Origin of the sequence: Pseudomonas yamanorum (genome assembly GCF_900105735.1) — a bacterium.
Classification (GTDB): domain Bacteria; phylum Pseudomonadota; class Gammaproteobacteria; order Pseudomonadales; family Pseudomonadaceae; genus Aquipseudomonas; species Aquipseudomonas yamanorum.
This window is the reverse complement of the sequence record NZ_LT629793.1, coordinates 2177542-2190775: the sequence shown is the minus strand read 5'-3', so window position 1 is coordinate 2190775 and position 13234 is coordinate 2177542. Positions and strand designations below refer to the sequence as shown.

The following is a 13234-nucleotide window of genomic DNA, read 5'->3' as shown; positions in this document are numbered from 1 at the left end:
AATCATTTTCAAACTCGTACATACGAGTTATTGCTTTAACTCGTACAGACGAGTACTTTTGGCCTCGGCGTGCTGCCTATGACCGCCCCAATAAAAAAAACCAAAGTGGATACCAAGCATGAGCCACGACTATCCGAATATTGCCCGCGAGATTCTCAAGAACCTCGGTGGCAGCGACAACCTTGAGCAAGCTGCCCACTGCGTGACCCGCCTGCGCCTGGCCCTCAAGGACCCGAGCCTGGCCAACAGCGGCGAGCTGAATCAGGTCGACCTGGTCAAGGGTTCGTTCTTCACCGGCGGCCTGTTCCAGATCGTGATCGGCCCCGGCGAAGTGGAAAAGGTCTACGCCGCCCTGCGTGAGCAAACCGGCCTCGCCGCGTCGACCATCGCTGACGTGAAACAGAAAAGCGCCGACAAAATAAACCCGATGCAGCGCCTGGTGCGGGTGTTCTCCGACGTGTTCATGCCGATTTTGCCGGCGCTGATCATTGCCGGTTTGCTCATGGGGGTGAACAACCTGATGGGCGCCAAGGGCATGTTCATCGCGGACAAGACCCTGCTCGACGCCTATCCGAACCTGGATGGCCTGTGGAGCCTGATCAACCTGATGGCCAACACCTCGTTCGTGTTCCTGCCGGCGTTGGTGGGCTGGTCGGCGGCCAAGCGCTTTGGTGGCAGTGAAATTCTCGGCATCGTCCTCGGCCTGATGCTGGTGCACCCCGATTTGCTCAACGCCTGGAACTACGGCAAGGCGGTCGCCGGTCTCGACGGCCAGAGCCTGCCGTACTTCGATATTTTCGGTTGGTTCAAGATCGAGAAGGTTGGTTACCAGGGCCAGATCCTGCCGATCCTGCTGGCCGCCTACGTGATGAGCGTGATTGAAAAATGGCTGCGGGCGCGGGTGCCGAATGCCATCCAATTGCTGGTGGTGCCGATCACCACCATCGTCGTCACTGGCGTGCTGGCGCTGGCGATCATCGGCCCGGTGACCCGTCACCTCGGCATCCTGATCACCGAAGGCGTGGTCACTCTGTTTGACCTGGCGCCCATGGTCGGCGGTGCCATTTTCGGCCTGCTGTACGCACCGCTGGTGATCACCGGCATGCACCACATGTTCCTCGCCGTGGACCTGCAACTGATCTCCACCCAGGGCGGCACCTTTATCTGGCCGATGATCGTCATGTCCAACCTGGCCCAGGGCAGCGCGGCGCTCGGCGTGTTCTACATGAGCCGCAATGCGCGGGACAAAAGCATGGCCTCCACCTCGGCGATTTCCGCTTACTTCGGCATCACGGAGCCGGCGATGTTCGGGGTCAACCTGCGCTTCAAGTTTCCGTTCTATGCCGCCCTGACCGGCTCGGCGCTGGGCAGTATTTTCCTGTCGCTGAACAAGGTCCAGGCCTCGGCCATTGGCGTGGGTGGCTTGCCCGGGTTCATCTCGATCATCCCGCAATACATCCCAAGTTTTGTCATCGGCATGGTCGTTGCGATTGTCGTGCCGTTTGTTTTGACCTGTGTGCTGAGCATGAAGATTGTTCGGCCTGGATACAGGGTCGCCTGACCTACCGCTATCGCAGGCAAGCCAGCTCCCACAGTTGATCGCATTTCAAATTGAAGGAACCCACCATGCAAAACTGGCAACACTCGGTGATCTACCAGATCTACCCAAAAAGCTTTCATAGCCACGCGGGTAACGCCACCGGTGACCTGCTGGGCATCGTGGACAAGCTTGATTACCTGAAGTGGCTGGGCGTTGACTGCCTGTGGATCACCCCGTTCCTGCGCTCGCCGCAACGCGACAACGGCTACGACATCAGTGACTACTACGCCATCGACCCAAGCTACGGGACCATGGCCGATTGCGACCTGCTGATCAGTGAAGCCGCCAAGCGCGGCATCACGCTGATGCTCGACATCGTGGTCAACCACACCTCCATCGAACACGAGTGGTTCCAGCAGGCCCGCAGCAGCCTAGACAACCCGTACCGCGACTTCTACATCTGGCGCGACCAGCCGAACAACTGGGAATCCAAGTTCGGCGGCTCGGCCTGGGAATACGAGGCGCAGACCGGCCAGTACTTCCTGCACCTGTTCGACCACACCCAGGCCGACCTGAATTGGGACAACCCCAAGGTGCGCGCCGAAGTGTTCAAGTTGATGCGCTTCTGGCGCGACAAGGGCGTGGGCGGTTTCCGCCTGGACGTGATCAACCTGATCTCCAAGCCGGCGGATTTCCCGGAAGACAACAGCGACGGTCGGCGCTTTTACACCGACGGCCCGAACGTGCACGAATACCTGAAGGAAATGCACCGCGAAGTGTTCGAGGGGCATGACCTGATCAACGTCGGCGAGATGTCGTCCACCAGCCTTGAGCACTGCATTCGTTATTCGAATCCACAGTCGAAAGAACTGTCGATGACCTTCAACTTTCACCACCTGAAAGTCGATTATCCGAACCTGCAAAAGTGGGTGGCGGCCGACTTCGACTTCCTGCAACTCAAGCAGATTCTTTCCGACTGGCAACTCGGCATGCAGGCCGGTGGTGGCTGGAATGCGCTGTTCTGGTGTAACCACGACCAGCCGCGGGTGGTCTCGCGTTTTGGTGACGACGGCGAGCACCGCGTGGTCTCGGCGAAGATGCTCGCCACCGCGCTGCACTTCCTCCAGGGCACGCCTTTTGTGTACCAGGGCGAAGAGTTGGGCATGACCAACCCGGGCTTCGACACCATCGACCAATACCGGGATGTCGAAACCCTGAACATCTACCGGCTCAAGCGCGAGGCGGGTGAATCCGAGGCGTCGAGCATGGCGGCGATCATGCAGAAGTCCCGCGACAACGGCCGCACGCCGATGCAATGGAATGCCGAGCAAAACGCCGGCTTCAGCCGCGGCGAACCGTGGATCGGCATCCCGGCCAACGCGGCGCAGATCAACGTGCAAAGCCAGCTGGATGACCCGCATTCGGTGCTGCATCACTACCGCGCGTTGATCGAACTGCGTCGGCACGAGCCGCTGATTCAGGAAGGCGTTTATCGCCAACTGCTGCCGCAGCACACCCAGGTCTGGGCGTACCTGCGCGAAGGCCACGGCGAGCGCCTGCTGGTGCTGAACAACTTCTACGGTACGCCCTGCCAGATCGAACTGCCCGATGGCCTGCTGACGGCGGCAAGTGAGCAACGCCTGCTGATCAGCAACTACGACGACTGCCCACAGCGTTCGAACCAGGTCTCGCTGCGCCCGTATGAATCGTTTGTGCTGCACCTCAAGGACTGAGACCCGCTTTACCCCCGGCGTGGGAGAGCCGGGGCGCTTAAAAAAACATAATAAAAATATCGGAGTGCTTCATGAAAACAACAATAAAGCTGGGCCTCGTTGCATCCTGCCTGACCTTGCCGATGGCAGCTCAGGCGTTGGAATTTGCCGGCTACTTGCGTAGCGGTGCAGGGACTTCAACCGGCAGTGGCAAGCAGCAGTGCTTCCAGTTGCCGGGTGCACAATCCAAATACCGTCTGGGCAACGAGTGCGAGCAGTACGCCGAACTCGAATTGCGCCAGGACCTGCTGACCCTCGACGACGGCTCGGTGTTCAGCGTCGATGCCATGTCCTCGCTGTACAACAAGTACGACCGGGCGCTGAAGTTTCAGGGTGAAGACAACGGCTCGGCACGCATGCCGCAGATGTATGCGCAGTGGTCGAACATCCCTAGCCTCAACGGCGGTTCGCTGTGGGCCGGCCGGCGCTACTACAAACGAAATGACATCCATATCTCCGACTTTTACTACTGGAACCAGAGCGCCACAGGCGGCGGTATCGAGGACGTGAAAATCGGCGACCTGAAGTACAGCTATGCACTGTCCCGCAAGGACAACCTGTACCAGAAGGAATACGCCACCCGTCATGACTTCAACGTGGCCGGCTTCAAGACCAACCCCGGCGGTGAGCTGGAACTGGGCTTGAGTTACATCGAAAAAGCCGGTGGTCGTGATACCAACAGTGGCTGGGCCATTACCGCCCAGCACGTGCAGAAACCCTTCCTCGGCGGGCGCAACAAGTTTGCCCTGCAGTACGGCGAAGGCCCCGGCACCGGCCTCGGTTACACCGGCGATACGTTCCTCGATAAAAGCAGCAAGAGCTACCGCGCGGTGGAGTTCTTCGACTGGCAAGTGACCCCGCGTTTTGGCGGGCAGATCGAGGCCGTTTACCAGAAGGATATTCGCCCGGGTAGCCAGGACCAGACCTGGATGTCGCTGGGTGTGCGCCCGGCCTATGCCATCTCCGAACAGTTCAAACTGGTCACCGAACTTGGCCATGATCAGGTCGAGGCCACCGGTGGTACGCGCAAGCTGAGCAAATTTACCTTCGCCCCGACCTGGTCCCCCAAAGGCCCGGACTTCTGGGCGCGGCCGGAAGTGCGCTTGTATTACACCTACGCGACCTGGAACGAAGCGGCCAAGCGTGCGGCCAATGAGCTGGCGGCAGGTTCGGCGTTGTCCGACACCGGCAGCTACGGCACGGCGTTGCATGGTTCCAATTTTGGTGTGCAAGTCGAATATTGGTGGAAATAAGTCGCCCCCATTCAATGATTTTTACAGAACAAAACAGCAGGTGAAGTCATGACCACAACTCAACCCCTGGAATTGCTGGCGCCGTTGTCCGGGGTGCTGCTCGCCCTGGACCAGGTGCCTGATCCGGTGTTCTCCAGTCGCCTGATTGGCGATGGTCTGTGCATCGATCCGACCTCGCAGACCCTCTGCGCGCCGCTGGCCGGGGTGATCAGCAATATCCAGGACAGTGGTCACGCGGTGAGTGTCACCGACGACAACGGCGTCCAGGTGCTGATGCATATCGGCCTGGACACCGTGAATCTTGCGGGCAAGGGTTTCACCCGATTGGTCGAGGAAGGCCAGCGGGTGGAAGCCGGGCAACCGCTGATTGAATTCGATGCCGACTACGTAGCGCTCAATGCCCGTAGTTTGCTGACCCTGATGCTGGTGGTCAGTGGTGAGCCCTTCAAGCTGCTGACGCCCGAGCAGGGTTTGGTCGATGTGGGGCAACCGCTGCTGCGAGTAACGCCGCAAGCTGTTGCCGACGAGGTAAAAGACGAGGAGGGTGACGCCCTGTTCTCCAAACCACTGACCTTGCCCAACGCCAACGGCCTGCATGCGCGCCCGGCGGCGGTGCTGGCGCAGGCCGCCAAAGGCTTCAAGGCGAGTATTTACCTGCACAAGCAAACCGAGAGCGCCAACGCCAAGTCGCTGGTGCGGATCATGGCGTTGCAGACGGTGCAGGGTGACACCGTGCAAGTCAGTGCGGCAGGTGAGGACGCCGAAGCGGCGATCCAGGCGCTGGTAACCTTGCTGGCCGAAGGTTGCGGGGAAGCCGTCACCGCTCATTCACCTGCTGCTGCACCCGTGGCGCCTGATTCATCGGCGACCATGCTGCGCGGTGTGTGTGCCTCGCCCGGTTCGGCGTTTGGCCAAGTGGTGCAGGTTAAAGAACCGGCATTGACCTTCGCCGAAGCCGGCAAAGGTGAGGCGCTGGAGCGCGCGGCCCTGACCCATGCCCTGAACAACGCCAATCAGGCGCTGCAAGCCTTGCAGGAAAAGGCCATCGGCACCGCCCAGTCCGAGATCTTCCGCGCCCATCAGGAGTTGCTGGACGATCCGGCCCTGCTGGAACAAACCCGCGATCTGCTGGACCAGGGCAAAAGCGCGGCCTTCGCCTGGAACAGCGCCACCGAAGCCACCGCCACGCTCTTCCAGGGCCTGGGCAATGCCTTGCTTGCCGAGCGGGCTGCCGACCTGGCAGACGTTGGCCAGCGGGTGCTGAAACTGATCCTCGGGGTTCAGGACCGCGCCTGGGATTTACCGGAGCAGGCGATCCTGATTGCCGAGCAACTGACGCCTTCGCAAACTGCCAGCCTCGACACCCGCAGGGTGTTGGGCTTCGTCACGGTGGGCGGTGGCGCTACCAGCCACGTCGCTATCCTTGCCCGCGCCCTTGGTTTGCCGGCCATCTGCGGCGTGCCGGCGCAGGTGCTGGAGTTGGTCAACGGTAAACAAGTGCTGCTGGATGCCGACAAAGGCGAGCTGCACCTGAACCCGGACCTGGCCGAGATCGAGCAGCTGCAAGTCACCCGCCAACAGCACGTGCTTCGCCGCCAGCGGGAAGTGGAACAGGCTTCATTGCCCGCCACCACTCGCGACGGTCATCACGTCGAAGTGACGGCCAACGTCGCGTCGTTGCAGGAGGTGGAGCAGGCGTTGTCCCTGGGGGGCGAAGGCGTCGGTTTGCTGCGTTCCGAGTTCCTGTATCTGGACCGCAACCGCGCGCCGAGCCCCGAAGAACAGGCGGGCACCTACAGCGCCATCGCCCGTGCGTTGGGCCCCGAACGCAATCTGGTCGTGCGCACCCTGGATGTCGGTGGCGACAAGCCGCTGGCCTATGTGCCAATGGACAGCGAGACCAACCCGTTCCTCGGCCTGCGCGGGATTCGCCTGTGCCTGGAGCGCCCGGAACTGCTGCGCGAACAATTCCGCGCGATTCTCGCCAGTGCCGGTTTCGCCCGTCTGCACATCATGTTGCCGATGGTCAGCCTGCTTTCGGAATTGCGCCTGGCGCGGAAGATTCTTGAAGAGGAAGCGTTGGTCCTGGGGCTGACGGAGTTGCCGAAGCTGGGAATCATGATCGAAGTGCCGTCGGCGGCGTTGATGGCCGATCTGTTTGCGCCGGAGGTGGATTTCTTCTCCATCGGCACCAACGACCTGACCCAATACACCCTGGCGATGGACCGCGATCACCCGCGGCTCGCCAGCCAGGCTGACAGCTTTCACCCCGCGGTGCTGCGCCTGATCGCCAGCACCGTCAAGGCGGCCCATGCCCATGGCAAGTGGGTCGGCGTGTGCGGGGCGTTGGCGTCTGAAGCGCTGGCGGTGCCGGTGCTGATCGGGTTGGGGGTGGATGAGTTGTCGGTCAGCGTGCCGCTGATCCCGACCATCAAGGCCACCGTGCGCGAGCTGGACCTGGCGGACTGCCAATCCATCGCTCGCCAGGTGCTCGGCCTGGAAGAAGCGGCGCAGGTACGTGACGCGTTGCGCCTTTACCACGCGGCTACCGTTGAAACCTCATTGGTTGTGGAGCACTGACATGTTCGAGAAATTTCAGCGGGCGTTCTGGAAGGCCCTGACGCCGGATCTGGTGCTTGAAACGCCACAGGCGGTTGTTGCGTCAGCGGGCGAAACAGCGCTGGCGCCGGCGGTGCTGAATGCGCTGGGCGGCGCGGAGAATCTCACGTCGCAGCAGCGGGTGGCACTGACCCGGGTGCGGGTGCAATTGAAGGATGCGGGGCGGTTGGATGCGAACGCGTTGAAGGTGGCAGGCGTGCCGGGCGTGATGGTGTTGGCGGGTGGGGTAGTGCACTTGCTTACCGGCCTGAACACCGCTCTATAAATCAACGGAGATCAAATGTGGGAGCGGGCTTGCTCGCGAATGCGGTGTGTCAGTTAATGCATTTGCCGGCTGACATACCGCATTCGCGAGCAAGCCCGCTCCCACATTGGTTTTGTGGTGTTTGGAGAATCGGGGGATTAGAGCTGCGGAGTTTCTTCAGTCGGTTTGGTCTTGTCCACACCCGGCACATGCAGGTTGCCTTCCACCACCTGATTGCCTTCCAGCTGCGGCTGCGTCACCCACGTCAAAATGTCGTAGTAACGCCGGATGTTCGCCACAAAGTGCACGGGCTCACCGCCACGCGCATACCCATACCGCGTCTTGCTGTACCACTGCTTCTGCGACAGGCGTGGCAGCATTTTCTTCACGTCCAGCCACTTGTTCGGGTTCAGGCCTTCCTTTTCGGCCAGCTTGCGCGCGTCATCCAAGTGACCGGTGCCGACGTTGTACGCCGCCAGGGCAAACCAGGTGCGGTCCGGCTCGGCAATCTTGTCGTCCAGTTCATCCTTGATCTTGGCCAGGTACTTGGCGCCGCCCATGATGCTCTGCTTGGCGTCCAGGCGGTTGGACACGCCCATGGCCTGCGCTGTGTTCTGGGTCAGCATCATCAGGCCGCGCACGCCGGTCTTGGAGGTCACCGCCGGCTGCCAGAGTGATTCCTGGTAGCCGATGGCCGCCAGCAGTCGCCAGTCGACCTTTTCTTCCTTGGCATAGGCGCGGAAGTGTTTCTCGTACTTGGGCAGGCGCTGCTGCAAATGCTGGGCGAAGGTGTAGGCGCCCATGTAGCCGAGTACATCCACGTGCCCGTAATAGCGATCTTTCAGACGCTGGAGGGTGCCGTTCTTTTCGACCTTGTCGAGGTAGCTGTTCACCTCGTTGAGCAGGCTGTTGTCTTCGCCGGAGGCGACCGCCCAGGCTTGATGGCTGGCATCACCGAGGTCAAAGGCCACCCGCACGTTGGGGAAGTACACCTGGTTCATCGCCACTTCGTTGGAGTCCACCAGGGTCAGGTCAATTTGCCCTTCGTCCACCATGCGCAACAGGTCGACCACCTCAACGGCATCGGATTCTTCGTATTCAATTCCGGGAAATTGCTTTTTCAACTGCGCCAGTTGTTCGGCGTGGGTGCTGCCCTTGAGCACCATGATCTTCTTGCCCACCAGGTCTGCTGCGGTGGTCGGGCGGGACTGGCCGTTGCGGTAGATGATCTGCGGGGTGACTTCCAGATACGGATGGGAGAAACGCACTTGCTGGCGGCGCGGCTCACTGCTGACCAGACCGGCGGCGGCCAGTACCGGGCCGTTGGGCTTGCCGATCTGTGAGAACAGGTCATCCAGGTTGTCAGCGGTCTCGATCTCCAGCTTTACCCCCAGCTCGTCGGCGAAACGCTTCACCAGTTCGTATTCGAATCCGGTTTCGCCGTTACGGTCCTGGAAATAAGTGGCCGGGCTGTTTCGGGTGACCACCCGCAATACGCCATCCTCCTTGATTCGCTCGAGCGTGTTGGGTTTATCCACACACGCGCTGAGCAGCAGGAAGAGTCCGGTGACGAAGAGCCATTTGGCGCATCGCGGGCGTAAAGCAGTAGGGGAGAACATCTGCGCAGTATACGCAAAGGACCCTCGGCGCCATATCTCGACAGCGGGGCACTTGTCTGCTAGCGCCCGTAAACCTTGGCTGCAGGCCGCAGAAACGGGGCTTGGCAGCCGATTGTGACGGTTAAAATAACTGCCCGGAATAGCCTGGATGGCCCTCTGATATCGTGCGATTTATGCCAACTGACGTCCGGCAGCGGCCATAGGTGCCGTTTCGGGTGCCGTTGGCGACGGTTTACGCTAGAATGCACGGCCTCAAAGCACACCCCCTTCCCGAGGCTGTCCCGAAGATGTTGATCCTGCGCGGCGCTCCTGCCCTTTCTGCCTTTCGCCACAGCAAACTCCTTGAGCAACTGAGCCAGAAGGTACCTTCTGTCAGTGGCTTGTATGCTGAATTTGCTCACTTCGCCGACGTTACCGGCGTTTTGACCGCCGACGAACAGCAAGTGCTGGCGCGCCTTCTGAAGTACGGTCCCAGCGTTCCAGTTCAAGAGCCTGCGGGCCGCTTGTTCCTGGTTTTGCCACGGTTCGGCACCATCTCGCCCTGGTCGAGCAAGGCCAGCGACATCGCCCGCAACTGCGGCCTGGAAAAAATCCAGCGCCTGGAACGCGGGATCGCCTTCTATGTAGCCGGCCAGTTCAGCGAGGCCGAGGCCGAGCTGATCGCCAGCAGCCTGCACGACCGCATGACCCAGATCATCGTGGGCCAGCTGGAACAGGCCGCCGGTCTGTTCAGCCACGCCGAGCCCAAGCCGCTGACCGCGATTGACGTGCTCGGTGGTGGTCGCGCCGCCCTGGAAACCGCCAACACCGAATTGGGCCTGGCCCTGGCCGAAGACGAAATTGACTACCTGGTCAACGCGTTCATCGGCCTGAAGCGCAATCCCCACGACATCGAACTGATGATGTTCGCCCAGGCGAACTCCGAGCACTGCCGTCACAAGATCTTCAACGCCAGTTGGGACATCGACGGCCAGAGCCAGGAAAAAAGCCTGTTCGGCATGATCAAGAACACCTACGTGATGCACAGCGAAGGCGTTCTGTCGGCGTATAAGGACAACGCCTCGGTCATCGTCGGCTCCGTCGCCGGCCGTTTCTTCCCGGACCCTGAGACCCGCCAGTACGGCGCGGTGCAGGAGCCGGTGCACATCCTGATGAAAGTCGAGACCCACAACCACCCGACCGCGATTGCCCCGTTCCCGGGTGCAGCCACCGGTTCCGGCGGCGAGATTCGCGACGAAGGTGCAACCGGTCGTGGTGCCAAGCCAAAGGCTGGCCTCACCGGCTTCACCGTGTCCAACCTGCAGATCCCGGGCTTCGAGCAGCCGTGGGAAGTGCCGTACGGCAAGCCTGAGCGCATCGTCACTGCGCTGGACATCATGATCGAAGGCCCGCTGGGCGGCGCTGCGTTCAACAACGAATTCGGGCGTCCGGCCCTGACCGGCTACTTCCGTACTTTCGAACAGTCCATCACCACTCCGCGTGGCGATGAAGTGCGCGGTTACCACAAGCCGATCATGTTGGCCGGCGGCATGGGCAACATCCGCGCCGAGCACGTACAGAAAGGCGAGATTCTGGTCGGCTCCAAGCTGATCGTCCTCGGTGGCCCGGCGATGCTGATCGGCCTGGGCGGCGGCGCCGCTTCCTCCATGGCTACCGGCACCAGCTCGGCCGACCTGGACTTCGCTTCCGTTCAGCGTGAAAACCCTGAGATGGAGCGCCGTTGCCAGGAAGTCATCGACCGTTGCTGGCAGTTGGGTGACAAGAACCCCATCAGCTTCATCCACGACGTCGGCGCGGGTGGTTTGTCCAACGCCTTCCCGGAACTGGTCAACGATGGCGACCGTGGCGGCCGTTTCGAACTGCGCAACATTCCAAACGACGAGCCGGGCATGGCCCCGCACGAAATCTGGAGCAACGAATCCCAGGAGCGTTACGTCCTGGCCGTCGGCCCTGCCGACTTCGAACGCTTCCAGGCGATCTGCGAGCGCGAGCGCTGCCCGTTTGCCGTGGTCGGCGAAGCCACTGCCGAGCCGCAACTGACGGTCACCGACAGCCACTTCGGCAACAGCCCGGTGGACATGCCGCTGGAAGTGCTGCTGGGCAAAGCCCCGCGCATGCACCGTTCGGCCGTGCGTGAAAACGAACTGGGCGACGATTTTGATCCGTCGACCCTGGCCATCGCCGACTGCGTGGAGCGCGTCCTGCACCACCCGGCCGTTGCCAGCAAAAGCTTCCTGATCACCATCGGCGACCGCACCATTACCGGTCTGGTTGCCCGTGATCAGATGGTCGGCCCGTGGCAGGTTCCAGTGGCTGACGTTGCCGTTACCGCCACCAGCTTCGACGTGTACACCGGTGAAGCGATGGCCATGGGCGAGCGCACTCCGCTGGCGCTGCTGGACGCTCCGGCGTCGGGCCGCATGGCCATCGGCGAAACCCTGACCAACATCGCAGCGTCGCGAATCGCCAAGATCTCCGACATCAAACTGTCGGCCAACTGGATGTCCGCTGCCGGTCACCCGGGTGAAGATGCGCGTCTGTACGACACCGTGAAAGCGGTCGGCATGGAGCTGTGCCCTGAGCTGGGCATTACCATTCCGGTGGGCAAGGACTCCATGTCCATGGCCACCCGCTGGAACGATGAAGGCGTGGACAAGAGCGTCACCTCGCCGCTGTCGCTGATCGTCACCGGCTTTGCGCCGGTCACCGACATCCGCCAGACCCTGACCCCGCAACTGCGCATGGACAAGGGCACCACCGACCTGATCCTGATCGACCTCGGTCATGGCCAGAACCGCATGGGGGCCTCGATCCTCGCCCAGGTGCACGGCAAGCTCGGCAAACAGGCCCCGGACGTCGACGACGCCGAAGACCTGAAAGCCTTCTTTGCCGTGATCCAGGGCTTGAACGCCGACGGTCACCTGCTGGCTTACCACGACCGTTCCGACGGTGGTTTGCTGACCAGCGCCGTGGAGATGGCCTTCGCCGGTCACTGCGGCCTGAACCTGAACCTCGATGGCCTGGCAGAAACTTCCGCCGATATCGCGGCAATCCTGTTCAACGAAGAACTGGGCGCCGTGATCCAGGTTCGCCAGGACGCAACGCCAGACGTACTCGCACAGTTCAGCGCTGCTGGCCTGGGTGACTGCGTGGCCGTGGTTGGCCAGCCGATCAACAACGGTGAAATCAACATCGTCTTCAACGGCGAAACCGTGTTTGAAGGCCAGCGCCGCTTGCTGCAACGCCAGTGGGCCGAGACCAGCTACCAGATCCAGCGCCTGCGTGACAACGCCGACTGCGCCGAGCAGGAATTCGACGTCATCCTGGAAGAAGACAACCCGGGCCTGAGCACCAAGCTCAGCTTCGACGTCAACCACGACATCGCCGCGCCTTACATCAAGAAAGGCATCCGCCCACAAGTTGCCGTACTGCGTGAGCAGGGCGTCAACGGCCAGGTGGAAATGGCGGCGGCGTTCGACCGTGCCGGCTTCAATGCGATCGACGTGCACATGAGCGACATCCTCGCCGGTCGCGTTGACCTCAACGAGTTCAAAGGCCTCGTGGCCTGCGGCGGTTTCTCCTACGGCGACGTACTGGGTGCCGGTGAAGGCTGGGCCAAATCGGCCCTGTTCAACAGCCGTGCCCGCGACGCGTTCCAGGGTTTCTTCGAGCGTAACGACAGCTTCACCCTGGGTGTGTGCAACGGTTGCCAGATGATGTCCAACCTCAGCGAACTGATCCCGGGCAGCGAGTTCTGGCCGCACTTCGTGCGTAACCGTTCCGAGCAGTTCGAAGCCCGGGTTGCGATGGTTCAGGTGCAGGAATCCAACTCGATCTTCCTGCAGGGCATGGCCGGTTCGCGCATGCCAATCGCCATCGCCCACGGTGAAGGCCATGCCGAGTTCGCCAGCGAAGAAGCACTGCTGGAAGCCGACCTGTCCGGTACCGTGGCCCTGCGTTTCGTCGACAACCACGGCAAGGTCACCGAAGGCTACCCGGCCAACCCGAACGGCTCGCCGCGCGGGATTACTGGCCTCACCAGCCGCGACGGTCGCGTCACCATCATGATGCCGCACCCGGAGCGTGTGTTCCGCGCCGTGCAGAACTCGTGGCGCCCGGAAGAGTGGAACGAAGACGGCGCGTGGATGCGCATGTTCCGTAACGCTCGCGTCTGGGTGAACTAAGAC

The 13234-nt window shown here is 61.6% G+C and carries 7 protein-coding genes; 6 read left to right on the top strand and 1 reads right to left on the bottom strand.

Going from position 1 to position 13234, the window contains the following annotated elements:
* Nucleotides 1-118 precede the first annotated feature (118 nt).
* The 5 genes from treP (at nt 119) to BLU46_RS10520 (ending at nt 7449) form a co-directional block, all read left to right on the top strand.
* A complete protein-coding gene (treP, locus tag BLU46_RS10540; RefSeq protein WP_008438268.1) occupies nt 119-1561 on the top strand; it encodes a PTS system trehalose-specific EIIBC component in 1443 nt (480 codons plus the stop codon).
* Nucleotides 1562-1626: 65 nt separating this feature from the next.
* Entirely contained in the window at nt 1627-3273 is a 1647-nt protein-coding gene (gene treC, locus BLU46_RS10535) for an alpha,alpha-phosphotrehalase (protein WP_093201336.1), read from the top strand.
* Between the two features lie 71 nt (nt 3274-3344).
* Entirely contained in the window at nt 3345-4565 is a 1221-nt protein-coding gene (locus tag BLU46_RS10530) for a maltoporin (RefSeq protein ID WP_093201334.1), read from the top strand.
* A 48-nt stretch (nt 4566-4613) separates the two neighbouring features.
* Nucleotides 4614-7145, top strand: a complete 2532-nt coding sequence (gene ptsP / locus BLU46_RS10525; RefSeq protein WP_093201329.1) for a phosphoenolpyruvate--protein phosphotransferase — start codon at nt 4614-4616, stop codon at nt 7143-7145.
* 1 nt (nt 7146) lies between these two features.
* Nucleotides 7147-7449, top strand: a complete 303-nt coding sequence (locus tag BLU46_RS10520; RefSeq protein WP_093201325.1) for a PTS transporter subunit EIIB — start codon at nt 7147-7149, stop codon at nt 7447-7449.
* A 137-nt stretch (nt 7450-7586) separates the two neighbouring features.
* Here the strand turns inward: BLU46_RS10520 and mltF are convergent, their stop codons facing one another.
* On the bottom strand, nt 7587-9047 hold the full coding sequence (mltF, locus tag BLU46_RS10515) for a membrane-bound lytic murein transglycosylase MltF (protein ID WP_063032977.1): 1461 nt from the start codon (nt 9045-9047) through the stop codon (nt 7587-7589).
* A 287-nt stretch (nt 9048-9334) separates the two neighbouring features.
* On the opposite strand from mltF, the gene purL reads away from it, so the two are divergent.
* On the top strand, nt 9335-13231 hold the full coding sequence (gene purL, locus BLU46_RS10510) for a phosphoribosylformylglycinamidine synthase (protein ID WP_093201320.1): 3897 nt from the start codon (nt 9335-9337) through the stop codon (nt 13229-13231).
* The last annotated feature ends 3 nt before the right edge of the window (nt 13232-13234 follow it).